We start from the raw sequence: 24,118 nt of genomic DNA, 5'->3' as shown, positions 1-24,118 counted from the left end.
CGTAGCGTCCAGTTACTTTTGCTGCACTGCATGCGATAAATTGGCAGGTGTGTCTCCAATGCATAAGTAGATGGGTTCCATGCAAAGGAACCGGGCAAAACCCGGCTGATCTGATAGCAATCCGACCATGAAACATTCATCCATGTGCCCGAACTGCGCCGGTACTATTCAACGGCTGCCACGCAATGCCGGTCGCGGCATGATCTGGATATACCGCCACACGCTGTCACCGCTGGTCGGATACAATTGCCGTCATCTCCCGACTTGCTCGGTCTATGGCGACGAAGCGATCGAGCGCTACGGATTGTGGGCCGGCGGCTGGATGACACTGGCGCGGCTGCTCCGCTGCCAGCCATGGGGCACGTCGGGTATCGATAACGTGCCGGCCAAGCTGTCGCCCGATGCCCGTTGGTATACACCGTGGCGCTACGCGCGCTGGCGCGGTGTCAATGACAGCGCAAGCTAGAAGCTTACGCAGGCATTGCCGACTTTCGTGAGCACGGACTGCTGACTGAACTGCCGCTTATAGCTTTCCGCGATGGCAACGAGATCGGCACGTTTCTGAGCGTCGTCGGCGAAGGTGATCAGAACGACCTTTGCCCTTTCGCGAACATCAACATTACGCACGCCGTCGCGCCACTGCCCGTCTCCATCGATGACAGTGAGACCATCGGGAAAGCGCGGCGTGATTTCCCTTGCGACGAAATTTGCAAATGCAGATTCGCTGATACCAGGCCGATCGCCAATGTTGCGGCCGAAGATCATCTCCACGGACACCATCATGCGCGACGGCAGCAGGCACGATGGTGGCAGCGATGCACAGCCGCTCATCAATACGCTGATCGTTAATGTAGCAACGCATGCAGAAAACAGTTGGCGGATATGTCGCGGCACCCCGAACCTCAAATTATCAAAGCTATTTTTACAAAATGCCTACTGTTGGGATTGTTGAATAACATTTGATACCATAGGGTGCCGCCACTTCATCTCGCCAAATTCATCTTCACTTAACATCACTGCCCGGGGCACTCAGGTGGAAGACGGCCTATACGAAGTACATTTTCATACTATTCATGGCACCGGGACCGGTGTCGTCTATGCAATCGGCGGTAAGCTACGCGGCGGCAACTCCGCTTTCGCCTTCATGGGCAACTATCAAAACAGAGGCGAGACCATCTCTGTCAAGGTGTCATCGAAACGCTACAACCCGGATCAGACCTTCAAGTCGGTGTTCGGCTTTGAAGGTGTCACACTGGCATTGACCGGCCGCGTCAATGGCGACCTGCTCGATTTCGAAGGCAGTGCGCTGCAATTGCCCGGCGTGCCGTTCAAGGCGCAACTGACCCGCATCTGCGACTAAGCGACACGTCCCGACATTTTACGGCTGAACGCGATGGCCACCAGTGCCGTCGTCAGGAAACCCATCGCGACGACCCCCGACGCGTGGAAGTATCCACCGGCGAACAGCGCGCCACCGATGCCCGATCCAATCGCCTGACCGACATAGAGCATCGATGTATTGAGCGAGACCGACGCCGCTCCGGCCGACGGTGCGGCCATAATCAAGCGGACCTGCTGCATCGACGTGATGGCGCCGAAGCCGAGCCCCCAGATCGCGACGCCGAGCGCCATCACGGGCAGATGGCCTGCGCCGAGCGTCCAGACCGTTATGCCCGCAAGCGCCAGCGACGTCGACAGGATGGACGTATTGAGCGCGCCCCAGCCATCGACGATCCGCGTCGCGGTCATGATGCCGAGAAAGCCGCAGACACCATAGATCGCGAAGACGGACGCTGCGGCATCGTGCCCTGCCCCGGCGAGCCGCTCGAGGAGCGGCGCCATGAATGTGAAAATCGCAAACTGCCCCGAAAGCTGTAGCGTCGTGATGATTAGCAGCAGCACGACCAGACGATTGCGGGCCAGCGAAGACCAAGTGCTGAGATCGACAGGCGCGCCGAACAGCTCGCGCGGCAATCGCCACGCCAGCAGCATGAAGCTCAGGCAGCTCATCACACCGACGGATGCGTAAACTTCGCGCCAGCCATAACGGCTGGCAATGAAGGTCACCAGCGGCAGACCGACCGCAGCCGCCAGAGTCCAGCCGAGAAACACATAGGCAACGCTGCTGCCACGCTTGTCCGGAGGCACCAGCATCCCGACCGCACCCGCGGCCTGCGGTGTATAGGGCGCGGCAGCGATGCACATCACCAGGCGGATCGCCAGCAGCACCGCAAAATTCGGCGCGAAGGCCGATGCCAGATTGGCGGCCGCTACCACCGCGATGATACACAGCAACAGATGCCGCCGTTCGATCCGGCTGGTCAGCCACGACATCAGGGGCGAGCAGATGCACAGCATCACTGCGCCGAAGGTGATCAAAAGCCCCGCCTCGCGGATGGTGACACCCAGCCCCGCCGACAACTCGCCAAGCATCGCCGTCGGGCCTATCAGGCCAATGCCGGTGACGAAATTGCCGATCATGAGTGCGGTGGGGGCGTAGGGGCGAGCGACTGTCAAGATATCGCATCTTATGGATGCAACTGCATGCAAGTCAAACCTGCCCGCCAAGCGTGCAAATCAGGTCAGTTAGACTGGTGTTGCAACGCCCGAATCGGCTGCTATACCGCTCGTCCGCTTACCTGCGCCCGTGTGCAGGAGTGAGCCACAGGAGAGAAGACATGACTGAGAATGAAGGCTCGGGATTCAAGTTCGGCCTCGCCAACCTCACCCCCGCCGAAACCAACAACGTCACCGTTACTTTCCCTGACGGCGCCAAGCGCGAATTCGCGAAGGGCACGACCGGTTTCGAGATCGCCAAGGGCATCTCGCCGTCGCTGGCCAAGCGTACCGTCGCAATGGCGCTGGACGGTACCGTCTCGGATCTCTCCGATCCGATCGACGCCGACGCCAAGATCGATTTCATCAACCGCGACGACCCCCGCGCGCTGGAGCTGATCCGGCATGACGCGGCGCATGTGCTCGCCGAAGCCGTGCAGACGCTGTGGCCGGGCACCCAGGTGACCATCGGTCCGGTGATCGAGAACGGTTTCTATTACGACTTCTTCCGCAACGAGCCATTCACGCCCGAGGACTTCGGCGCGATCGAGAAGAAAATGCGCGAGATCATCGCGCGCGACAAACCGTTCACCAAGGACGTCTGGGATCGCGCGAAGACCAAGCAGGTATTCCGCGACAAGGGCGAAGCCTTCAAGGTCGAGCTGGTCGACGCCATTCCCGGCAACGAGCCGATCAAGATCTACTACCAGGGCGACTGGTTCGATCTCTGCCGCGGCCCGCATATGACGTCGGTCGGCAAGGTCGGCAACGCCTTCAAGCTGATGAAGGTGGCCGGCGCCTATTGGCGTGGCGACAGCAACAATCCGATGCTGACGCGTATCTACGGCACGGCTTTCGCAAAGCAGGAAGACCTCGACGCTTACCTCAAGCAGATCGAGGAAGCCGAGAAGCGCGATCACCGTAAACTGGGTCGCGAACTCGACCTCTTCCACTTCCAGGAAGAAGGCCCGGGCGTCGTGTTCTGGCACCCCAAGGGCTGGACCATCTTCCAGGCGCTGATCGCCTATATGCGCCGTCGCCTCAATGGCGACTACAGCGAAGTCAATGCGCCGCAGATCCTCGACAAGGTGCTGTGGGAGACTTCGGGCCACTGGGAATGGTACCGCGAGAACATGTTCGCGGCGCAGTCCGCTGGCGATGAGGCCGAGGATAAGCGCTGGTTTGCGCTGAAGCCGATGAACTGCCCCGGCCACGTGCAGATCTTCAAGCATGGGTTGAAGAGCTATCGCGACCTGCCGCTGCGCCTCGCCGAATTCGGCGTCGTGCATCGCTATGAGCCGTCGGGCGCCATGCACGGGCTGATGCGCGTGCGCGGCTTCACCCAGGACGACGCCCATGTGTTCTGTACCGAGCAGCAGCTCGCCGAGGAATGCCTCAAGATCAACGACCTGATCCTGTCGACCTATTCGGATTTCGGCTTCGGCGACATCGTGGTCAAGCTGTCGACGCGGCCGGAGAAGCGCGTCGGCACCGACGAGATGTGGGATCACGCCGAGCGCGTGATGGCCACCGTGCTGTCGGTGATCGAGAGCCAGTCCGGCGGCCGCATCAAGACCGAGATCTCGCCTGGCGAGGGTGCGTTCTATGGACCGAAGTTCGAATACGTACTGCGCGACGCCATCGGCCGCGACTGGCAGTGCGGCACCACGCAGGTCGACTTCAACCTGCCGGAACGTTTCGGTGCGTTCTATATCGACGCCGACGGCTCGAAGAAGGCGCCAGTCATGGTGCATCGCGCGATCTGCGGTTCGATGGAGCGCTTCATCGGTATCCTGATCGAGCACTTCGCCGGCAACTTCCCGCTCTGGCTGTCGCCGGTGCAGGTGGTGGTCACCACGATCACCTCGGAAGGCGATGAATACGCCAAGGTCGTTGCTGCAGCCGCCCGAAAGGCCGGCCTGCGCGTCGAGATCGATCTGCGCAACGAGAAGATCAACTACAAGGTCCGCGAACACTCGCTGGCCAAGATCCCTGCTCTGCTCGTGGTCGGCAAGAAGGAAGCCGAAACCGGCCAGGTCTCGGTGCGCCGTCTCGGCAGCGATGGCCAGAAGGTGAGTTCGCTCGAGGAAGCCCTTGCCGCACTGGTCGATGAGGCGACACCGCCCGACGTGAAGCGCACACTGGCGGAGGGCTGAGCCGATGAGCGACGATGAAGAGATCGAAATCGAAGCCTATCCGCTTCGATCCTATCAGCTGATCGCCGACCCCAACCGGCCGGACGTGGTCGCGCTGGCATTCGAGACCGAGCGTGGCCACAGCCTCTATCTGGCCTCGCGGGCCGTGCTGGAGGATCTGGGCCGTGATCTGCTGGACCGTGCCTCCAAGATGCCGGAGCACAAAACGGTCAGCTAAGCGGATGCGCGCGGTCACAATCCGTCTAAATGAGCAGGGCCCGCCTCGTGGCGGGCCTTTTCGCGTGGTAAGCGGTCATTCAATTCCTACAAATTCTTTGCATCCTCATCTGTGAGAACTGCCCGTGCCCGACATCATCGACTTCCTGAAGACCCGCCGCTCCGTCAAACCGCGCGAAATGACCGGCTCTGGCCCCTCATCCGCCGAACTCGAAACCATCCTGACCATCGGGGCACGGGTGCCGGATCACGGCAAGCTGGCGCCATGGCGCTTCATCATTTTCGAGGGCGACGCCCGCAAACGCGCAGGCAACGTCATCGCCACCGTGTTCGCACGGAAGAATCCCGATGCACCTGTCGAGGATATCGAGGCGCAGAAACACAAACTGACGGAAGCGCCGCTGGTGATCGGCGTGGTGAGCATCATCAAGCCGCATCCGAAGATTCCGTCATGGGAGCAGGAACTGTCCGCAGGTGCGAGCTGCATGAATATTGTGTCGGCCGCCACAGCCATGGGTTATGGCGCCAACTGGCTGACCGGCTGGATGGTCTATGACCGCGACGTGCTGGAAGGCCTCGGCCTCGCCGCCAATGAAAAACTGGCCGGCTTTATCCATATTGGCGGCAAGCCTGACAAGGTGATCGAGGACCGGCCGCGGCCAGAACTCAAGGACGTCGTGACCCGGTTCTGAACCGGGTTTACGCGGCCTGGGACGCCTGGCTGCCAAACCGGCGCAGCAGGTTCTCGATTTCCGATGCTGGCTTTGCAGGGCTGAACAGAAAGCCCTGCACCTCGTTGCAGCCTTCCGCGCGCAGCCAGTCCAGCTGATCGATCGTCTCGACGCCCTCAGCCGTTGTGGTGATGTTCATACTGCGACCGAGCCCGGAGATCGCGCGTACGATGGCAACGCAATCCGGCCGCTCAATCAGATCCTTCACGAAAGACCGGTCGATCTTGATCTTGTCGAACGGAAAACTCCGCAGATAGCTCAGGCTGGAATAGCCGGTGCCGAAATCATCCATCGAGATGCGGACGCCCAGCGCGCGCAGTTGATGCAGGATCGCGAGATTGGCCTCGGTTTCCGCAAGAAACACCGACTCGGTGATTTCCAGCTCCAGGCGATGCGGCGACAGTCCGGAATAAGCCAGCGCAGCGACCACGACCTGCACCAGATTGCGGCTACGAAACTGCACTGGCGAGAGATTGACCGCGACCTTGATATCGTCCGGCCACTTGGCGGCTTCGGCGCAGGCCTTGCGCAGTACCCACTCGCCGAGCGTGACGATGAGGCCGATATCTTCCGCCACCGGGATGAAATCCGCCGGCGAGATCATGCCCTTGTCGGGATGTTTCCAGCGCAGCAGCGCTTCGAATCCAGTGATGCGATCGGCGGCCAGATCGACCAGCGGCTGGTAGTGCAATTCAAAGTCCCCATCAGCGAAAGCGCTACGCAGATCGAGCTCCATGTCGCGGCGCTTCTGCGCCTGACGATCCATCTCGCGCTCGAAGAAGCGATGCACGCCGCCACCTTCGGACTTCGCGCGGTACAATGCCATATCGGCATTGCGCATCAGCTCTTCGCTGGTATCGCCATCGCCCGGTGACATGGCGATACCGATGCTGGCACCGATCACGACCTCGACGCCGTTCATGTCATAGGGGACGCTGATGATCTCAATGAGCCGTGCGGCAAAATCATTGGCTTCATTGGGCGTGATATCGGCGGCCAGCACCACGGCGAACTCATCGCCGCCGAGCCGCGCCGCGAGATTGTTGCCACGCACCTCGGTGCGCATTCGTGTGGCGACCATTTTCAGCAGCCGGTCACCCATGGGATGACCGAAGGAATCATTTACATTCTTGAACAGGTCGAGATCGATGCACAGCACCGCGACATGCTTGCTCAGATCGTCGTGATCGAGCGCCTGAGCCAGACGCTCCTGATAAAAAACACGATTCGGCAAATCCGTCAGCGCATCGTGATGCGCCATATGCGCCACACGCGCCTCGGCCTTGCGACGCTCGGTGATGTCGACGACAGCCACGAGGAAGCCGTCGCGGCCTTCGAACATCACGCGGCGGCCATAGGTCAGCACCTCGATCTCGCTTCCGTCAGCCTTCAGGTGACGCCAGTTGCGATCCGACTGATAGATATCTCCGAGTTGCATCAACGCGCGCGTGTGAATTTCCCACTCGTCGCGCGGCCAGATTTCCTTGAGCTGCATGCGGAGAAAAGTGGCGCGATCGTATCCGTAATGCGCGACAGCCGCGTCATTGACGCTGAGAAAGTCCATCGTCTCGGCATCGAACACCCACATCGGCATCGGATTGCTGTCGAACAGCAGCCGGAACGAGGCTTCGCGGCGCTTGATGTCGGTAACGTCGGAGACCGTGAGGGACACGAGATCGCCGAAGGCCGTCGCGCTGAGCCGAAGGTTGCGATCGTCGCTGTCTATTTCGAGCTGACCGCTCTGGCCATTGGCGATCATGGACAACAGCCATTTCGTCACGCTCGGCAGCGACAATGCGTGGCCGCCTGCGCTCAGCTTGCGCCACTGAAGGTCGGTGGGCGATACTTTCAGCAGGCGCGAAGCGCCCTGATTATGATGCACGATCTGGAAGTCAAAAGCCTGGCTTGCGGAATCCCGGATTGCCGCAAGCGACACGATGCCTTCGTCCGTCGACGAGAAGATCGCATCGACCAGATTGTAACGGGTGCCCTGCTCGTTGACATAGACGCCGACCAACCGGCCACCCCAGCGCGACGCTGTCGGCAGCGCCAGAATGTCATAGGTGTGGACGAGACCGTCACGCACGCAATGCGCCACCATCAAATGCGGCCTGTTGGCCTGCAACGCGCAGTTCGCGGCTTCCGTCAGCGCACGCACACAGTCAGGTGCCAGCACGTCAAGCGGAATGTCCCAGCGATCGTCACCCAGCCACTGTTGCACATAGCGGCCGCTGCGTGACACTTCGAGCGTCTCGCCTTCGACCTTCAGCAGGACGATGTGATCGGCCATACGCCCAAGACTGCCGAGCATCACTTCTTCATAGCCGGGCAGAATTTGGCCGGGACGAACGGCCGCCCGCCATTTGCGTTGCAAGGCGGGAATGTCGTCGAACAATTTGACGTCCGGGCTTCCGGATAACTGTCTTGCCGCGGTCACGACATCCCCTTCGGAACACTTCTAGCGATACTTGCTATTCGGGCTATGGGGATTAACGTCATGTAAACGTTCAGCGGCCGCGGACGGCAACGACGTGTTGTAACGCGACAAACTGGCACGATGGTTAGTTGGCGATTCAGGACCATGACACGCGCATGACAATTCATTCGCGTTTGAAGCGTGTTGTCTGCAACGAGATCTTTGTTCTGGAAGATTGTTGAGTAGTTTGCGAACAGCAGTTAGCGCGCGATGACTTCGATCTCGCCGTCGACGCCGTTCACGACGTTGAAGGGGCGCTCGAACACCTTGCCTTCGTTCTTGGCGATGGCGCGGTACTCACCTTCCGCCAGCGTGACGCGCGGGAAGGCGCCGATGGATTCCTTGATGACGTCGCCTGCCGGCGTGATCACCGACCATGCGGTGTTGGCGAGGGCCTCGCCGCCCTTGTCGCTCACCAGCTTCATGGTGATGACAGCCGCACGATGCGTGATGGTCACGTCGGTGAGCTTGCTCGCTTGCACGCGGATGTCGGAGCGCACCACCGAATTGGCGTCACCGTAATTCGAGATGATGTAGTAGGTGCCTTCCTGCAGCAACACGACATCGCCGGCAGGAACGCTCGGCAGTAGCGGCGTGCGCTCACCGCCTTCGAACTGGCTGCCTTTGTAGATCGAGAACGAGATCTGGTTCTGCGGAATCTTCGTTGTGCCGACGCGGCCCTCGATCCGCAATCCGCCCGCGGGGAGCACGAACGCCTCGCGATCGGTCTCGGATTTGATGGTCACCGGCCGCACCGCGCTCACGAGGCCGAGTGCCACATGCACCACATAGCTGCCCGGCGGCAGCACGATATTCGGCGTGGCACCGCGATCCTCGCGGATCAGCTTAAAGGCCCCGGTCTCGTCCGGTCGATCGGAATAGACCCGCCAGACCAGCCCGCTATTGATGACCGGCATATCCTTGCCATAGCGCGCCGTCAGCGCCAGCACGCCCTGTGCGGGCCCCGTTGGAGCAGCCTGGACCGGCGACGGCACAGGCGGGGCGACATTGGCAACCGGCGGCTGCGTCAGCGGCGTCGGCAACAGGGGGGTGGAAGCAGGACCGGACGGCGGCGCGAGGCTGATGGCCGGACCCGACGGGACATCCGGGATCGAGCCCGGCGGAACCGGTGCCGGGCGGTCCGAAAAGAACTGTGCGGACGCTGTCCGGGGCAAGGCAACGGCCTGCAACAGAGCGAGGGCCAGCACCAAAGCCAGCCGTCCGCTCCGGCCGGATGTTCGCAAATCATGGCCCCGTGCAGTCATGGTCATGCTTTTCACCCAAAACGCGACAAATTCAAGCCTTGACGCGACTGTCCCGCCGCCAGACCCACAATCGCGTGAGGTTCCCCATGAACCGGTGTACCGTGCGGTAACGGGTCGCTCTGCAGTCACATTTGGTGCCTAAATCTCGCAAACGCGACATAAATCATGAATTAGCTACCGTCTGGAATGATGGCGTTGCTGCATTTAATATCGGCGGCGTCGAGGAGCTTGGTGTGCTGGAGATTTTGATGGGGCGCGGCCAGAATGGCGCGAACGGTCGCGACAAGCCTGGTTTGGGAAGCGTTCGACGTCCGATCATCGGTCTGGCGCTCGGCGGCGGTGCGGCGCGCGGTTTCGCCCATATCGGCATCCTCCGCACTTTGCTTGCCCATGGCATTGTCCCGAACGTCGTGGTGGGCACGTCGATCGGTGCCGTGGTTGGCGGATCCTACGCCGCCGGCCACCTCGATACGCTCGAGGAATGGGCCCGCGGTCTGCAGCCCCGCAATATTCTCAGCTATCTCGACATCCGTCTGAACGGTTCCGGCTTGATTGGCGGCAACAAGCTGGCCGCGCAGCTCGAAGCATCGCTGGGCCATACACTGATCGAAGATCTCCCGCTGAAATTCGCCAGCGTCGCCACCGAAGTTCGCACCGGTCATGAAATCTGGCTGACTCATGGTCGCTTGGTCGATGCGATGCGCGCGTCCTATGCACTGCCGGGCATCTTCTCTCCGGTTCTGGTCGGTGATCGCTGGCTGGTCGACGGCGCGCTGGTCAATCCGGTGCCGGTATCGGCGGCGCGTGCTCTGGGCGCTGAGATTGTCATCGCGGCAAATCTCAGCAATGACGTGTTTGGCCATTCGACCACGATTTTCGACCATGGCACTGGACCGGAAGTGGCCGAGCCCATCATCGAAGTCGAAGAGCCCAAGCGCGGTTTCAGCAAGTTCTTCTCGGCCGAGCGCACCATGAAGCGCGAATTCTTCGGCGGCGGCGGACGGCCGGGCATCTCTACCGTAATGGTCGATGCCTTCAACATCATGCAGGATCGCATCACCCGCGCGCGCCTTGCCGGCGATCCGCCGGATCTCCTGATCGCACCGCGCGTTGGCCGCATCGGCTGGTTCGATTTCCACCGCGCCGAAGAAATGATCACGCTCGGCGCGCGCGCCGCAGAACGCGCCGTCGAGTCCATTCAAGAGGCGATCGAGATCCTCGCCCCCGAAGTGGCAAACTCGCCTGCGCCCGTCGTTGCGCAGAAGCCGACCGCTTCGCAGAGCTGAACACGGCGGGCTCAGGCCGTCGCGATGTATTCGCGCAGCGCTTCCTGTTCACGTTCGAATTCGCGCAAGCGAAATTTGACGACGTCACCGATCGAGATCAGGCCAACGACCTTCTCGTCCTCGATAACGGGCAGATGCCTGAATTTTCCGGTCGTCATCTTTTCCATGATTGCACCGACCGTGTCCGCCGGTTTGCAGCCAATGACCTTGCGCGTCATCACGGCGCTCACGTCTTCGTCCAGCGCCGCGGCGCCGCGCTCTCCGATCACCCGCACGATATCACGCTCAGACAGGATACCATCGATGTGGTGATGGCTCATCACCAGCACAGCACCTATTTTTCGCTGGGACAGCATCTGCACCACCGACGAGACCTTATCGTTCGGCGAGACGCTGATGATCTGGTGGCCTTTGGAATCGAGAATTGCACGTACCGTCATTGTCGCCTCCTAAGTCGACCATGCCCTTTGTCGGGCGCGGTCTTTCATTCTAGGGTCGTCAGGCAGATGCAGTGTAACAGCGCAGTTCAACAGTCGTTCAGATGTGGTGATCGCACTGAAACACCGTTCGCGCCGGGAACGGGATCGGCCTCAAGGGCCGAACCTGCCAACGTGAGTCACCTGTCGAATACATAAGATGGATCAAATGCGTCGGCCTCGCAAGAAGCCGGTACGCGCTTAATGCAGGTCGGACATGTCCGGAGACGATGTTTGCGAACCCGTGCGTTGCAACCTCGGAATAGGATCGAACAGCGAGAACAGCAGCAGCCCAGCGAAGAAGCCGCCGATATGCGCCTGCCACGCAACGCTCGCCCCTTCCGCGCCGATCGCAATCGAGCCCACGCCGAAGATGATATTGACGCCGAACCAGACCGCCAGAAATCCGATCACGCGCGGATCGCGCAACGAACGCAGCAACGGAAGCGCCGGCACACGCGCCGCCTCATCGGCATCGCCGCGATTGAACGACAGGAAGCTGCCGCGCACGAAGGCAAACCGGATGGCCGCGGCCATGGCGCCGGAGACCGAAGCCGAAGCGCCGATCATCGGGGCGAGTGCGTGTTCATGGGTAACCAGATGCGCGGCGGCGCCAGCCACAGCCGTCACCGCCATGAAGATGAAGAAGCGGACCGCGCCGAAGCGCCGCGCCAGCGCGCTGCCGAACGGCAGCAGCCACAACACATTGAAGCCGATATGGCTGAGATTGGCGTGCAGCAGGGAGTAAGTGACGAAACTCCATACCTTGGCGCCATTGCCGCCAGGAAACGGCATCGACAACAGCGTTTGGTCGTAGCGCTTCGGAATGAAACCGAAGACCTCGATGGTCCAGTATTCCAGATCCACCGGCAGCAGCATGCGGATAATGTGGATCACGGCAAGCAACCCGACATAGGCCGTCAGCGCCCCCGGTAGGGTCAGGATCGGTTCACGCGGGGGAGCGGGGGAAGCCAATGTGTCCAAGGGATAACGGCCTGTCAGCAGCTCTGGCGAGCGATGCCCCAGATAGTCGGCTTTGCCGGTGCGGTGCAAGCTCAGGATCGCCGCAGGACAGCAAACCCGCCTGAAAAGAAAAAGGGAGAGCCTCTGAGAAAGGCTCTCCCGGGTCCGTCTTGATCTTTTCCCGCGGATGGATGTCCCGGTATGCCGGACAAGCCGACATCCCCACCCCTCCCCGCGTGACGACCAATTCTGTTTTCAGCCACCTGTTTATCGAAGCGCGTCACGAACTGCTGGAGACAGTCCGCTCCGCTCTGGAGTGAGCAGGAGACTACCGGCAATCCCCGCATTGCCAAGCGCATGCTTAACTTAGAGTTAACGGCGAACCGGTCCACCCGCTCCGAAACCGGACGGTTAATGAGATCCTAAAAATCATAGTAAACTTAACCTTAACGGCGGATACCCAGCCCGAACGCGGTGGAAAACGCGCCTTCGGCATGGACGCTGCAATGACTGATCTGCACAACATGTAGCGGCGAGCGATGGATGGATTCGGGACAGAAATGTCCCCGATCCACTGCAAGCCGGGTCAGGATCAGGCGAATGAAACATCCATCCAGCCGCGCGTTCTTCGCCTATTGGGACGACAAACGCGGTTTTGCGCGCGCCCCCGATCGGAGTGAGCTGGAACCCGGCCCCGTGCGCGAATTGCTCGGCGATATCTTCGTGCTGTCCTACGACCAACCCGTCGAATTCCCGTTCCGTGTGGCGGGCACAAGAGTTTGTGCCCTGCTCGGCCGGGACCTGAAGAACCAGCCGTTTCCGTTGCTGTTCGCGCCCGAGTGTCGCGACGAGATCCGGGACATGATCACCGTCGTATCCGAGGAGCAGCTCGTCGCCGTCGCGGGCGTGACCGCAATGACCGAATTCGGTCAGAAGGCGCATCTGGAACTGCTGTTGCTGCCGTTCGCGGCGCGCGCGCATTCCCCCATCAGCCTGACCGGCCTGCTGGCGCCGATGTATGAAGTCCGCGGCCGGCTCGGCGCATTCCAGCTGACCTCGTTCCGCTATCTCGCCCACCAGCCGCAGCGCTTTGCGCCGCGCGCCCTGCGCAAGCTGCAGGCTGCCCGCGGCCTGATGGTCTATGAAGGGCTGCGCTAAACAGCCTTCGATGCGCCTCGCTCACTGTAGGTGTCGCACAGAACATGCACGCCGCCTGGTTGCGCCACATCGGTATTTGCTAACGCGGCATTAACCCTGTGGGCCGTAGGGTCGGTCGAAACTCGACCTGTATGACCGGCACAGCACTGATGGCGTTCGCGCAAACAAAATCGATTCTTCCGTCTGCAGAAGAACGCCGTCGCTTTCAGCGGGTTAAAGTGCACCTGCTCGGCCGCTACATGCTGCCGGATCGCCGCGAGTTTCCGTGTCAGGTCATCAATATGTCGCCCGGTGGCCTCGCGCTGCTCGGTCCCGGCATCGGCAATGTGGGCGACCGCGTCATCGCCTATCTCGACCATATCGGCCGCGTCGAAGGTAAGATAACCCGGATCATCGACAACGGCTTCGCCATGACCGTGGGTGCGACGCCGCGCAAACGGGACAAGCTGGCCGCACAGCTGACCTGGCTCGCCAACCGCGACATTCTCAATCTGCCGGAAGACCGCCGCCACGACCGTATCGTGCCGCGCAATCCGATGGTGCTCCTCACCCTCGAGGATGGCGTCCAGATGAACGGCCGCATTATCGACCTGTCGCTGTCCGGCGCCGCCATTGCGGCAGAGAAGCGTCCGCCACTGAACTCGATTGTCATGCTCGGCCGAATCCAGTCCCGTGTGGTCCGCCATCTCGAAGAAGGCTTCGCTCTGGAGTTCTTCCACGAGCAGTTGGCAGAGACGCTCGAAGACAGCGTCAACGCCCGGTAAACGGCCGAACGCCCCCGATCCCGGTTTTCCAATGGCCCGAAAGCCCTATCTGCGTCCGCGGATACCGTTGCGCGTCATCTGCACTCCGTCGCGAGCGGTTAATTTCACGCCGCTTTGCGCACGCAAGTTCCTGAATTGCAGCATTCAAGCCATTAACGCGTAAAATTTGAATCAAATGCAATTAGCTAAAATTTGAATCGAATTCGATTCAAGTATAGTTCGAATTCGCCGCGCCTTTTACTTGTAATCGCTTCAATTGTACTTGAACGATTTAGCGGCGACGAAAATCCTTTGTGCGAAACATGGTCCCAACAAGAAAACGGGGGCCACAATGTTTGGTAACAAGGGGCGATACTTCGGACTGGCCATTTTAGCAGTCCTTCTTGGAGTGACTTCGTCGGCACGTGCCGGCAACGAAAAGCTCTACGCAAGCCTGGGCGACAGCACGCGCGCACCGATCGGCTGGGTCGAATTCTGCTCAGATAATCCCGCCGACTGCCGTGGCAGCGCAACGCAACCACGTGACATCGTCATCACGCAGACTGCGTGGAAGGATCTGGTGCGGGTCAATCGCTGGGTCAACGAGACAGTCAAGCCGATGACCGACATGGATCATTGGGGCGTGATCGAAAAGTGGTCGCTGCCATCAGACGGTTACGGTGACTGCGAAGACTATGTGCTCCTGAAGCGCAAGATGCTGATCGAAGCAGGCTGGCCACGTGAGGCGCTGCTGATCACCGTGGTGCGCGACAAGAAGGGCGAAGGCCACGCCGTGCTCACGGTGAAGACGGACAAGGGCGAGTACGTTCTGGACAACCAGAATGAGAACGTCCTCGCCTGGACCGAGACCGGCTACCGCTTCGTCAAGCGTCAGTCACAGAGCGATCCGAATGCCTGGGTCTCGCTCGGCGACAACCGTCCTGCGGTGGCTACGGCCAGCGCGCGGGATCGCTAAACAACACGAATTGGAGACACGCGACCCGGTCACATCCCCACCCCTCCCCGTCCCAGACCGGATCGCGCGCGGCCGAACCTCCCCCAAGGTTCGGCCGCAACTTTTTGGGGTGGTGGTCACGCAGCTACTGACAGGAAGCTGCCGACTATGCCTGGAAACAGATGAGGGGTCCGATTGACGCACTACAAAGTGCGCGGCTGATCGCGGACTGACGTCCGAGAAACACGAACTGAGAAGCAAATCGCCGCGCTAGTCGCGGCGATTTACGTTTCGGTCGATGGTGCCGTCGGGCCGATAGCCGAAGCGCACCAGTGCAATCGCTGTCAACCGCTTACCGAACCGGCGTTCGAACTCACAAAACATCCAGACGAAAGCCATCACCAGCGCAAAGACGGTGGTGACGAACAGCAGCGTGAGATTGGCAATGTCGAGGGTCATGGTCATCGTTTCGATTTTGCAAAACGCGTACCAGACAATCTAACCAGCCATGATTTGGCTCCAGCGCAGCTATGCTGGAGCCAATGAGGTAATCAGGTGGCGTCGTTCAAGGCCAATCACTCACAAACCTCGACCCGACGCACCCGATATCCAGCCGGCGTCCGTACGCGTTTACGAGTTACATAACATCCGCCTTCGTCATCATAACCGCCATAAGCGTAGGGGTACCCACCGTAATACGCATAGGGGCCGTAGCCGTAGTAGCCGCCATAAAGACCAGCCCCGGCAAGACCCAGTCCTAAGCCGAAACCTGCACCGCGCCATCCGCGGCCGAAGCCGCCGCCATGCCAGCCACCGCCGCCATGGAATCCGCCGCCGTGGAAGCCTCCGCCGCCGCCATGCCCGCCGCCACCCCGCGCCGATGCGGCCGTCGGCGCGACCAGCGCGACTGCGGCGAGGGTCACCAGACCAAACACCAATTTGCGTAACATCAACTACACTCCGTCACGGGTCACCTTCAGCGCCGCCCTTCCCAGATAGGTAGCTCTTTCGTTCGTGAACCGCCACGGTGTGACGATCAATAGCCGTCACTTGTTCGCGACTGTCGGTTACGGCGTGTTGCTGAACGCCTGTCGCGCAACGTTGCGCTAGCAACCCTTGCAGATGCTCTTCACCTTGCGATCGACGGCACGATCCTGCGCATCGACCGCTGCATCGCCCGTCGCCGGCTTGCCATCGGGCGACGCCTGTCCGGTCCCGCTCGCGCCTGCCGTGATCCCGGTCGCGGCTCGTCCACCGCTCGCGTTCGCGGTGCCTGCACTATTGGTGCCCGCAGCGCCACCTGTCGCGCCGCCGCCTGCGCCGCCGGATTGAGCGACCGCCGCGGCCGAGGACAACAGGACGGCAGCCGTTGCAGCCGCGATGAGTTTCGAGGAATGCGCCATTGGAAATCTCCTTTGGCGTTCAACGAGACCAGTGGAAACGGGTTCCGCAGCGGGAACGAATTTGGCGCCGGCGGCTTGAATCCCCGACATTGCCGAGGAGAAGCCTGCGTGTCCTGGGACAAGCCGTTTCGCGAACCGATCGAATTGCCCGACGGCAACACGCTGGTGTCGTTACGCGATGCCGGCGCTTACATCACACAGCTTCCGCAATCTGAACACGATGCAGAGGAGTGGCAGACCGCAATGCATTGCCTGATCGAGGCCGCGGACTACGGCGGCCCTGTCAGCTTTGCCCGCCTCGGCATTGCGCAAGCGCTGCATCGCCATCAGGAAAAAGTATTCGACCCGACGCGCAAGCGGTCGCGCTGGCGCAAGCCGGGCCTTGGTTAGCAGATGTCATGCGCAAGCTGATCGACTTCGACGACGAGACCCTCGACAAGCTCATCCAGCTCGGTCGCGACCGTATGGCGACGACGCAAGAACTTGCCGATGAGGCTTTCGCCGACCTCCTGAAGAAGCACGGCGTTCCGATCGACCTCACGGACGCCTTGCGCAAAAGCGCAAAAGCCGCCGGCTCATCATCCGCATCAAGCCGCAAGACTGCGCTGCGCTCCGCCCCGTCACGTCCAGCAAGGAAGAAGGCCCATGCCAAACGATCCACAAAAAGATCCATTTGAGGAAGGCGAGCGTGCCGCCAGCGAGGGCATTCCTGCCGAGGCCAATCCCTATCAGGACGGCACCGAGGAGCATTCGCTATGGAGCGCCGGCCACGAGCGCGTGGCCGGCGAGACCGAAGCCAATGAGTCCGAAGGGACGTGATCGCGCGCAGCGCGATCTAGCCGATCTTCTTGAGACCTTTTTGAAAGCGCGGGCCGTTTGCCGCGTAGAACCGCGCCGCGCTGCTCATCGCCATCACCTGCTCCGGCGACAGCGTGCGAATGACGCGCGCAGGAGATCCGATGATCAGCGAATTCTCGGGAAATTCCTTGCCCTCGGTGATCACCGAGCCGGCGCCCACGATGCTGTTCTTGCCGATCTTCGCGCCGTTCATCACGATCGAGCCCATGCCGATCAGCGCGCCGTCCTCGATCGTGCAGCCGTGCAGGATGACGTTGTGACCGACGGTGCAGTTCTTGCCGATGGTCAGGGGAAAGCCCTTGTCGGTATGGCACGTGCAGTTGTCCTGCACATTGGAGCCTTCACCGATCTCGATCCACTCGTTGTCGCCGCGCAGCACCGCGCCGAACCAGACACTCGCCTGCTCCAGCAAACGAATCTTGCCGATCACATCGGCCGTGTCGGCGATGAAGTAATTTCCGCTGGCCGGAAGATCCGGTCCCTGCCCGTCGAGTTCGTAGATTGCCATGATTGAAGCGTCTCCTTTGCGGGAGACACTGCCATGGATTCTTGCGCTTAGGCCAGTATGCCCAGCGCTTCCAGCGTCATCACGATGAAGGTGCCCGACATCAGGCTCCAGAGGCCAGCCAGCACTGTCGCGATCATCACGAACTGAACGCGATGCTGCTCGGCCGCGCCGTTGCGCAGGGTATTGCGCATGATGATGAAGGGAGCCGTGAAGACGAGCAGCGGAACGGCTGCGAAGGCTTCAGGGGACGGCCCCTGCTGGAGCAGGCTGAAGCTCGGGGGACGTTTGGCAAAGGCCTGATAGGCGCTTGCAATAGCGCCTGCGAGCGCGAAGCCAATGCATAGCTGGAAGAATGAATTCAAGGCATCGGGGGACATCGAAGCTCTTTCACGTACAAACACCGCCCTGCATCGCAAAGCGCGAGGCTCCCCGCCAGCATAACGTTAATAAAGGGTTAACGGCGCGGTCGGGAACCGCGTACCGTGCATGGCTCCAGGATACCTTCTGCGGCGGGGTACGCGAGGCCGTTAACCATCGGCTGGCATATTCGCGGTTGATTCGCCCACCCGGTACACCGTCCCAGTTCCAATTTAGCGTGCGCATGTCTCTGCTGTTTCCGACCCACCCGACGACGCGGCCGCGGCGCCGCCATCGCCGCCGCAGCCACGTCGTACCGATGCTGGTCGGTGCAGCGCTTGCAGCCCCCGCTATCGCAGTGGTGGCGTATCTGTTGTGGCCGACCTGGCAGAGCCAGAAGCCCGGCGATCCTGACCGCATTCCGGTGAGCGTGGGCGCCACACTGTTCAACGTCCCGACCCATGCGTTTCGCCGCAAGGTGCAGAAACATTCAGGACCGCAGGAACGCGTCGATCTGAGCTATGTCTATCCATCGCTCGAAGCGAGCAACCTGCCGAGGCATGTCAGCGTCGAGAATTTCGACGAGAACGCGCAGCCGATCGATCGCATCTTCGTCTCGATCTCGGCGCATCACGATGCGACCTCGCCGGACACGCGCTTGCGCACGATCTATCCGCGCTATATCGACCGCGCGACATCAAGCGAAGACGGCCTGACCACGCAGCCATTCCGCGACAACTCGCCTTACAGCAATGAAGATCTCTATCTCGGCACGACGCCGGCGCTGGTGGCGCGCTGTACACGCGACGGCGCCACGCCCGGCATGTGCATGAGCGAACGACGCATCGGCGGCGCCGATCTCATCTTTCGCTTTCCACGGAGCTGGCTTGAGCAATGGCGCGATGTCGGTAACGCCATGGATCGACTGACGATGCAGCTCAGCGGGCTGCGCTGATCGCTCGCGGCGTCATTTGCGTTGATCATCGGATGCAATTGTCAAACAGCCACGCTCTCGCAGTCTCGCGGCGCCCATGGCGTCCGAGGTGTGAGCAGTCCCCTCAAACGATGAGGGGTGGCGACGCGCCGTGAGGCGCAAAGGGTGGTTTCTGTCGCGATCCGCTCCACCGGAACGCCGGCAAGCTGCAACCGCGCAACGCCTCACGGCGCGCCACCGCGGCGATTTCTGTCCCCGGGACCGTTCTTCCGGGCAAAGGCGCAGAGCTCCGCACTCCGCTGATCCCGACGGTTTCCCGCCGTTCACCAATGCCACGTCCAGCCAGCATGAGTGGCAGAGCCCCGTAGTGGGCCCGGACGGTGACCCAAGGCCTCCCGAGTGCGCGGGGTACGTCACCCCACGCCCGCAGGCGCCGCAATCCAGATCCCGCTTCAAGACGCCTCTAGAAGCGCCCCTCGCGAACCGGATAATTCGGATAATAATCCTTGTAGGTATATTGTCAATAGAATGCAGGAAAAAATGTTTGGGCGCCGTTTTGCCGCCCCAGCTCGTCATTCCGGGGCGCGGGCGCGCCTTCGCGCACGTGAACCCGGAATCCCGACATGTTCAGCGCAAAACACAACGAGATTCCGGGTTCGCGTCCGGCAAGTGCCGGCCGCGCCCGGGAATGACGAGCAAGGACAAAGCCCCGGAATGACGTTTGAGCAAAACTTCTGAGATTCCCCGCCACTCCAAGTGGAGCTGCGCGGAGTTAGCGTTCGCGATGACCATCGCCGCTACGGCACATCTTTGGCTGGCAGGACGGGCACAGGCAGCGGGGCGAATGTGATGGACTGGGAGTCGCCGCGCATGAAAGCGGGGTCCAGCAGACCACCCCCGGACGGATCGCCGCCCGGCTCCCCGCTGGCGAACAGCGCACCTGGCGACCCACCAGGTGGCAACTCGCCCTCGCCTGATCCGAACTGCGCGGCGCGGCCGCCTTGCGGATGACCCGCGGCGATCTCAGTGCGCGCACGCTCGGCCTTGCGCGCCAGCGCGGTGGAGTAAGGCCGCCGATAGGCCCGCGGCGCCCCGCTCGGCAGATTGTCGTCGTCGAGGGCCTCGACCCACATGTGGATGGCGCCGGGCTCGCCCTGGGCGATGTTGGGCTCGACGCTGCGCACCCACAACAACTGGAAGTTTGGCGGCAGCGGATCGTCCGCCGACCAACCGAGCAGGCCCTGGGTGCGGAAGAACACCAGCACGTAAAATGCCGAAGTCACCACCACCGCGCCGGCCTTTACCGGCCACGGCAGCCGCGTCCGCACTACCGCCAGCAACAGCAACAGGCCGAGCAGCACGTAGCCGAGCGACAGACCGATAATGCTGGCTTGCAGGCTCATCGCTTCATCCAGCCTTGCGCTCCCTGTACCGCTTGTTCAGCATCTGCACGAGCGATGTCTGGTCGTGATTGACCTCGGTCACATTGCCGGCCTTGTCCATGATGAAGCGCACCGCGGTCGTCTCGGCGCCGCCATGATCGACATTGACGGTGTCGTAGTGCACCACCTGTACCTTCGGATTCAGCTTCTCGACCTTGACCGTCACTGGCACTGGCTGTCCGGTCAGCGCCGCGAAATGGTAGATGTTGACGATGTACTCGCCGGCCACGATGCCGCGCAGGCTGACGATCTCCTGCCGGATCGGCGAGAGCACCTTCTGGCCGTTGACCATGATGAAATCGTTGAGCCCACCGCGATCATCGCGGTCGAGTACCATGAAGCCGGTCTCACGCCGCCGGTACCACACAATATTGCCGATCGGGTCCTGCACGAACATGTCAATGTCGTCCGGGTGCTTGTCGGGCCAGCTCACCGTGATCAAAAACTCCAGCTTGGGATCGACCTTGCCTTCGTCGTCGTGGGTCTTGATCGCCAGCAGCGCGATGAAGAACAGGAACGCGATCACCTGCAGCGCCTTAAACAGCATGACGCCAAGCGGATCGAACGGCACCGCAGAAGGTTCGAATTCGAACTCGTCGATCACCTCGCGGGCTCCGCTTCACGTTCGAGCAGCGACACGGCGTGGACGTCGATGACGCCGACGGCAAAGGCAAACAGTTTGGCGGTCGCGTCCTCCAGCATGTAATACTGGATGCGGATCAGGATCGAACCGATCAGCCCTGCCAGCGTGGTATACATCGCCACCGCCATGCCCTCGCTCATCAGGTTCATGGACGCCTTGATGGCGCCCTGATTGCCGGTGTCGAGGCCGGCGATCGGCGCGAGCATCATGATGAAGCCAACTATCGTGCCGATCAGGCCGAGTTTCATCAGCGTGTCGCCGGCAAAGCCGCCGAAGCCGTTGGAGCCGCGCAGATTGCCGGCGAGACGACGCAGCAGCAGCGTCTGGTCGAGCCGTCGCCCACTTTGCAGCGCGGACTTCACGGCGAGGTCGCGGATATGCGACGCCATCAGGCCTTTCGGCAACATGCCCACGCCGTCGATCGCGACACCGTCGCCGGCCACGACGACGCGTTGGCCGCCCTGCGCGAACAGCTGCGCTGCACCCCGCGCCGCATCGGCTTCGCGCGACACCGCGATCAGACGCCACAGACAATGCAGCGACGCACCGAAATAAAGCAGCACGATCACCGACGAGATATAGGTGCGATCGACGGCAAGCATCTGCCGCACCAGGCCATAGTGCCAGAGCAGAACCGCGGCGAACAGGCAGAGCCCGGTAAAGATCAACCAGTGCAGCAGCGGCGCGCGATCTGCCGGATCGAGATGATGCCGGCTCACCACTTGTCCCTCCTGCTGGTTGTTTCACCGATCACGATCGGCGATTGGCTTCAATCTGCCGCCTGTATGACTGAGCCTCCAAGGGCATCGCACCCGTCACATACCGGGCAAATTGCCCAAACGATGCAGAACCGCTTGCCAGACCACGGCGCGTGCCGCTTTAATATCAACGTCTGACCGCGGGGAATGTGATCATGCGCCTGCTGATACATCTCGTCCTTCGTCTCGTCGCCGTGGTGCTGCTCTGTCTGGCCTGTACGATCGGATGGATTCTGGTCGATGCGCACCGCACCATCGAGGCCGACACTGCCGCCTCCGCCGACCGCGCGGCGGCAACCCTGCAGAACCTTTACTGGCGCGAATTGCTGTGGCGCGATGGCGCTTACCGCGATGCACTGCTGCCGCTGCCGGACTGGAAATCCATTGCGACCATGAAGGTGATCGCGCCAGGCGTGTGCATTGACTTCCGGCTCGGCAGCGCACCGCCTTTCGACCTGTGCAGCCAGACCGAAGACATCGGCAGCCCGGCGCCATCATGGTTCGTCAGTCTCTACGGCGCGCTGTTCGGGCCACATGCCACGGAGACGCGACCGCTTACCGTGCGGCAGCGCGATGCCGGCACCGTGCAAGCCCGTGTCGACCCCGCCACCGCCGTGCGCCAGGCGTGGCGGCAGGTGACCGTGATGGTCAGCATCGCCGCGGCGATGGCTCTGGGCATCAGTCTGCTCGCGATCCTCCTGGTCGGCCATGCGCTGATGCCGGCCCGGAGCATCGTACGCGGCCTGCGCCGCCTCGAACATGGTGACCACCGCCATCGCCTGCCCGCTTTCGGCGCCACCGAATTCAGCCATATCGCCCGCGCCGTCAACGATCTCGCCGGCCGTCTCGCGGCCACGACCGCCGAACGCATCGCACTGACCAAGCGACTGTTTCAGGTACAGGAAGAAGAACGCCGCGCACTGGCGCGCGATCTGCACGACGAGTTCGGCCAGTGCCTCACCGCCACCGCGGCGCTCGCCGCAGCCATCGAGACCGGCGCCACGCCGTCCCGTCCCGATCTGGCCGACGATGCCCGCGCCGTCGCCCGCATCACCGGCCAAATGATGACGACGCTGCGCAGCGCGCTGGCGCGGCTGCGCTCGCAGGATCTCGAGGAACTGGGATTGCAGGCGAGCCTTGTGCAACTGGTGGCGCAGTGGAATGCCAGCACAACGCGGCGCGCCGTGTTTCATCTCGACGTAACCGGCGATCTCACCGCCGTCCCCGCAGAAGCCGCCGTCAACATCTACCGCATCGCGCAGGAGTGCCTCACCAACGCCGCACGCCACGGCCGGCCGCAGCACGTTCATCTCCGCGTCAGCCATGGGGAAGAGGTCCGCGACGCCGTCGCCGTCAGTGTCGAGGATGACGGCGGCGGCGACGCCGCACAGGCCCACACCGCCTCCGGTCACGGCATTCTCGGCATCCGCGAACGCATCGCAGCGCTTGGCGGCAGCCTGTCGATCGCCCCGGCGGCACACGGTATCCGCGTGGCCGCAGTGATTCCGCTGCTGCCACGACAAGCAGCGGCATGACCGCCGTCAGCATCCTGCTGGTCGACGACCATCCGGTGGTGCGCGAAGGCTATCGCCGGCTACTGGAGCGGCAGGTCGGTTTTCGCGTGAGCGCCGAGGCCGAGGATGCCGCTGCGGCCTATCGCGCCTATCAGGCAGAGCGCCCGGACGTGGTGGTCATGGATCTGTCGCTGCCCGGCCCCGGCGGGCTGGAAGCGATCCGGCATATCCGGCAATGGGATCGCACCGCGCGCCTGCTGGTGTTCACCATGCATGCGAGCGCTGCATTCGCTCTGAAAGCGTTCGAGGCTGGCGCCTGCGGTTACATCACAAAGAGCAGCGCACCGCACGAACTGGTGCGCGCCATCGCCACCGTCGCCGGCGGCGGACGCGCATTGAGCGAAGACATCGCGCGCGAAATCGCCAGCGAGCGGCTCGGCAACGAACGGTCGCTGGTGGAAGATCTCGGGCCGCGTGAAACGGAAATCCTGCGACTGGTGGCGTCAGGCTGGACCACGGAGCAGATCGCGACATCGCTCAATCTGAGCATCAAGACCGTGCAGAATTATCACTACCAGATCAAATCGAAGATCGGCGCGCGCACCGACGCGCACCTGGTCTGGCTTGCCACCGCCGCCGGCCTGGTCGCGCCGGACAACGCGGCCTAGCGTGAGATGTACAGAGCGCGAAGGCCCGCGCCGGCGCTTGCGCTGATCTCGC

General features: G+C 61.9%; 29 protein-coding genes. 14 read left to right on the top strand and 15 right to left on the bottom strand.

Annotated features, from left to right (window positions below; genetic code table 11):
* Nucleotides 1-127 precede the first annotated feature (127 nt).
* Complete coding sequence (gene yidD, locus AB8A38_RS00240) at nucleotides 128-466, top strand: membrane protein insertion efficiency factor YidD (protein ID WP_439084538.1); 339 nt, start codon at nucleotides 128-130, stop codon at nucleotides 464-466.
* Here yidD and AB8A38_RS00235 read toward each other — a convergent pair.
* The gene (locus tag AB8A38_RS00235) at nucleotides 463-894 is read right to left on the bottom strand and encodes a DUF3574 domain-containing protein (protein WP_439084537.1); all 432 of its coding nucleotides are present in this window, start codon (nucleotides 892-894) and stop codon (nucleotides 463-465) included. The two genes, yidD and AB8A38_RS00235, sit on opposite strands and share 4 nt — an antisense overlap.
* Nucleotides 895-1,033: 139 nt before the next feature.
* Here AB8A38_RS00235 and AB8A38_RS00230 point away from each other — a divergent pair, with 139 nt between their 5' ends.
* Nucleotides 1,034-1,360, top strand: a complete 327-nt coding sequence (locus AB8A38_RS00230) for a GrlR family regulatory protein (RefSeq protein ID WP_315842809.1) — start codon at nucleotides 1,034-1,036, stop codon at nucleotides 1,358-1,360.
* Here the strand turns inward: AB8A38_RS00230 and AB8A38_RS00225 are convergent.
* Entirely contained in the window at nucleotides 1,357-2,481 is a 1,125-nt protein-coding gene (locus AB8A38_RS00225) for an MFS transporter (RefSeq protein WP_439088438.1), read from the bottom strand. The genes AB8A38_RS00230 and AB8A38_RS00225 overlap by 4 nt on opposite strands.
* Before the next feature lie 197 nt (nucleotides 2,482-2,678).
* Here AB8A38_RS00225 and thrS point away from each other — a divergent pair, with 197 nt between their 5' ends.
* The 3 genes from thrS (at nucleotide 2,679) to AB8A38_RS00210 (ending at nucleotide 5,620) form a co-directional block, all read left to right on the top strand.
* Nucleotides 2,679-4,712, top strand: a complete 2,034-nt coding sequence (gene thrS / locus AB8A38_RS00220) for a threonine--tRNA ligase (RefSeq protein ID WP_439084536.1) — start codon at nucleotides 2,679-2,681, stop codon at nucleotides 4,710-4,712.
* Between the two features lie 4 nt (nucleotides 4,713-4,716).
* On the top strand, nucleotides 4,717-4,929 hold the full coding sequence (locus AB8A38_RS00215; RefSeq protein WP_068731927.1) for a hypothetical protein: 213 nt from the start codon (nucleotides 4,717-4,719) through the stop codon (nucleotides 4,927-4,929).
* A 124-nt stretch (nucleotides 4,930-5,053) separates the two neighbouring features.
* On the top strand, nucleotides 5,054-5,620 hold the full coding sequence (locus AB8A38_RS00210; RefSeq protein ID WP_068731925.1) for a nitroreductase family protein: 567 nt from the start codon (nucleotides 5,054-5,056) through the stop codon (nucleotides 5,618-5,620).
* A gap of 7 nt (nucleotides 5,621-5,627) precedes the next feature.
* Here the strand turns inward: AB8A38_RS00210 and AB8A38_RS00205 are convergent, their stop codons facing one another.
* Nucleotides 5,628-8,096 (bottom strand): putative bifunctional diguanylate cyclase/phosphodiesterase, encoded by a 2,469-nt coding sequence (locus AB8A38_RS00205; protein WP_439084535.1) that lies wholly within the window; start codon nucleotides 8,094-8,096, stop codon nucleotides 5,628-5,630.
* Between the two features lie 239 nt (nucleotides 8,097-8,335).
* Nucleotides 8,336-9,406, bottom strand: a complete 1,071-nt coding sequence (locus AB8A38_RS00200) for a hypothetical protein (RefSeq protein WP_439084534.1) — start codon at nucleotides 9,404-9,406, stop codon at nucleotides 8,336-8,338.
* Between the two features lie 227 nt (nucleotides 9,407-9,633).
* Here AB8A38_RS00200 and AB8A38_RS00195 point away from each other — a divergent pair, with 227 nt between their 5' ends.
* Nucleotides 9,634-10,686, top strand: a complete 1,053-nt coding sequence (locus tag AB8A38_RS00195) for a patatin-like phospholipase family protein (protein ID WP_439084533.1) — start codon at nucleotides 9,634-9,636, stop codon at nucleotides 10,684-10,686.
* 11 nt (nucleotides 10,687-10,697) lie between these two features.
* On the opposite strand, the gene AB8A38_RS00190 is transcribed toward AB8A38_RS00195, so the two are convergent.
* Nucleotides 10,698-11,126 carry a CBS domain-containing protein gene (locus AB8A38_RS00190; protein ID WP_439084532.1) on the bottom strand — a complete coding sequence of 143 codons (429 nt, stop codon included), beginning with the start codon at nucleotides 11,124-11,126 and terminating at the stop codon, nucleotides 10,698-10,700.
* A gap of 237 nt (nucleotides 11,127-11,363) precedes the next feature.
* Nucleotides 11,364-12,164 (bottom strand): rhomboid family intramembrane serine protease, encoded by an 801-nt coding sequence (locus AB8A38_RS00185; protein ID WP_439088437.1) that lies wholly within the window; start codon nucleotides 12,162-12,164, stop codon nucleotides 11,364-11,366.
* A gap of 561 nt (nucleotides 12,165-12,725) precedes the next feature.
* Here AB8A38_RS00185 and AB8A38_RS00180 point away from each other — a divergent pair.
* From AB8A38_RS00180 to AB8A38_RS00170, 3 genes are all read left to right on the top strand, one after another.
* Nucleotides 12,726-13,283 carry a PAS domain-containing protein gene (locus tag AB8A38_RS00180; RefSeq protein WP_439084531.1) on the top strand — a complete coding sequence of 186 codons (558 nt, stop codon included), beginning with the start codon at nucleotides 12,726-12,728 and terminating at the stop codon, nucleotides 13,281-13,283.
* Nucleotides 13,284-13,432: 149 nt separating this feature from the next.
* Nucleotides 13,433-14,047, top strand: coding sequence for a PilZ domain-containing protein (locus AB8A38_RS00175; protein WP_093762168.1), 615 nt, complete (start codon nucleotides 13,433-13,435; stop codon nucleotides 14,045-14,047).
* Between the two features lie 331 nt (nucleotides 14,048-14,378).
* Nucleotides 14,379-15,002 carry a transglutaminase-like cysteine peptidase gene (locus tag AB8A38_RS00170; protein ID WP_439084530.1) on the top strand — a complete coding sequence of 208 codons (624 nt, stop codon included), beginning with the start codon at nucleotides 14,379-14,381 and terminating at the stop codon, nucleotides 15,000-15,002.
* Between the two features lie 249 nt (nucleotides 15,003-15,251).
* On the opposite strand, the gene AB8A38_RS00165 is transcribed toward AB8A38_RS00170, so the two are convergent.
* The 3 genes from AB8A38_RS00165 to AB8A38_RS00155 all read right to left on the bottom strand — a co-directional run bounded on the left by AB8A38_RS00165 (nucleotide 15,252) and on the right by AB8A38_RS00155 (nucleotide 16,384).
* Nucleotides 15,252-15,440: a hypothetical protein gene (locus tag AB8A38_RS00165; protein ID WP_439084529.1), complete on the bottom strand. Its 189-nt coding sequence runs from the start codon at nucleotides 15,438-15,440 to the stop codon at nucleotides 15,252-15,254.
* Between the two features lie 116 nt (nucleotides 15,441-15,556).
* The gene (locus AB8A38_RS00160) at nucleotides 15,557-15,931 is read right to left on the bottom strand and encodes a hypothetical protein (RefSeq protein ID WP_439084528.1); all 375 of its coding nucleotides are present in this window, start codon (nucleotides 15,929-15,931) and stop codon (nucleotides 15,557-15,559) included.
* Nucleotides 15,932-16,087: 156 nt separating this feature from the next.
* A complete protein-coding gene (locus AB8A38_RS00155; RefSeq protein ID WP_315842821.1) occupies nucleotides 16,088-16,384 on the bottom strand; it encodes a hypothetical protein in 297 nt (98 codons plus the stop codon).
* 108 nt (nucleotides 16,385-16,492) lie between these two features.
* Between AB8A38_RS00155 and AB8A38_RS00150 the strand changes: the two genes are divergently transcribed.
* Nucleotides 16,493-16,774 (top strand): hypothetical protein, encoded by a 282-nt coding sequence (locus AB8A38_RS00150; protein ID WP_439084527.1) that lies wholly within the window; start codon nucleotides 16,493-16,495, stop codon nucleotides 16,772-16,774.
* On the opposite strand, the gene AB8A38_RS00145 is transcribed toward AB8A38_RS00150, so the two are convergent.
* Nucleotides 16,771-16,905 (bottom strand): hypothetical protein, encoded by a 135-nt coding sequence (locus AB8A38_RS00145; protein ID WP_439084526.1) that lies wholly within the window; start codon nucleotides 16,903-16,905, stop codon nucleotides 16,771-16,773. The two genes, AB8A38_RS00150 and AB8A38_RS00145, sit on opposite strands and share 4 nt — an antisense overlap.
* Before the next feature lie 124 nt (nucleotides 16,906-17,029).
* Between AB8A38_RS00145 and AB8A38_RS00140 the strand changes: the two genes are divergently transcribed.
* Nucleotides 17,030-17,203 carry a hypothetical protein gene (locus tag AB8A38_RS00140; RefSeq protein ID WP_170849843.1) on the top strand — a complete coding sequence of 58 codons (174 nt, stop codon included), beginning with the start codon at nucleotides 17,030-17,032 and terminating at the stop codon, nucleotides 17,201-17,203.
* A 16-nt stretch (nucleotides 17,204-17,219) separates the two neighbouring features.
* On the opposite strand, the gene AB8A38_RS00135 is transcribed toward AB8A38_RS00140, so the two are convergent.
* Together AB8A38_RS00135 and AB8A38_RS00130 are read right to left on the bottom strand one after the other, a co-directional pair.
* Nucleotides 17,220-17,750, bottom strand: a complete 531-nt coding sequence (locus tag AB8A38_RS00135) for a gamma carbonic anhydrase family protein (RefSeq protein WP_439084525.1) — start codon at nucleotides 17,748-17,750, stop codon at nucleotides 17,220-17,222.
* 47 nt (nucleotides 17,751-17,797) lie between these two features.
* A complete protein-coding gene (locus AB8A38_RS00130; protein WP_068731897.1) occupies nucleotides 17,798-18,127 on the bottom strand; it encodes a DUF6949 family protein in 330 nt (109 codons plus the stop codon).
* 224 nt (nucleotides 18,128-18,351) lie between these two features.
* On the opposite strand from AB8A38_RS00130, the gene AB8A38_RS00125 reads away from it, so the two are divergent.
* A complete protein-coding gene (locus AB8A38_RS00125) occupies nucleotides 18,352-19,062 on the top strand; it encodes a hypothetical protein (RefSeq protein ID WP_315842824.1) in 711 nt (236 codons plus the stop codon).
* A gap of 776 nt (nucleotides 19,063-19,838) precedes the next feature.
* Here the strand turns inward: AB8A38_RS00125 and AB8A38_RS00120 are convergent.
* From AB8A38_RS00120 to AB8A38_RS00110, 3 genes are read right to left on the bottom strand one after another with little or no spacing between them, the layout of a single operon-like run.
* Entirely contained in the window at nucleotides 19,839-20,444 is a 606-nt protein-coding gene (locus AB8A38_RS00120; protein WP_439084524.1) for a hypothetical protein, read from the bottom strand.
* 4 nt (nucleotides 20,445-20,448) lie between these two features.
* Nucleotides 20,449-21,087 (bottom strand): hypothetical protein, encoded by a 639-nt coding sequence (locus AB8A38_RS00115; protein ID WP_439084523.1) that lies wholly within the window; start codon nucleotides 21,085-21,087, stop codon nucleotides 20,449-20,451.
* Nucleotides 21,084-21,845: a MotA/TolQ/ExbB proton channel family protein gene (locus tag AB8A38_RS00110; RefSeq protein WP_439084522.1), complete on the bottom strand. Its 762-nt coding sequence runs from the start codon at nucleotides 21,843-21,845 to the stop codon at nucleotides 21,084-21,086. The genes AB8A38_RS00115 and AB8A38_RS00110 overlap by 4 nt, the downstream gene beginning before the upstream one ends.
* Nucleotides 21,846-22,039: 194 nt before the next feature.
* Here AB8A38_RS00110 and AB8A38_RS00105 point away from each other — a divergent pair, with 194 nt between their 5' ends.
* On the top strand, nucleotides 22,040-23,419 hold the full coding sequence (locus AB8A38_RS00105; RefSeq protein ID WP_439084521.1) for a histidine kinase: 1,380 nt from the start codon (nucleotides 22,040-22,042) through the stop codon (nucleotides 23,417-23,419).
* Nucleotides 23,416-24,066 carry a response regulator gene (locus tag AB8A38_RS00100; protein ID WP_439084520.1) on the top strand — a complete coding sequence of 217 codons (651 nt, stop codon included), beginning with the start codon at nucleotides 23,416-23,418 and terminating at the stop codon, nucleotides 24,064-24,066. The genes AB8A38_RS00105 and AB8A38_RS00100 overlap by 4 nt, the downstream gene beginning before the upstream one ends.
* Nucleotides 24,067-24,118: the final 52 nt, after the last annotated feature.

The organism is Tardiphaga sp. 839_C3_N1_4 (assembly GCF_051811045.1).
GTDB lineage: Bacteria > Pseudomonadota > Alphaproteobacteria > Rhizobiales > Xanthobacteraceae > Tardiphaga.
The sequence above is the reverse complement of the archived record's forward strand: the minus strand, read 5'-3'. Positions and strand labels throughout refer to the sequence as shown.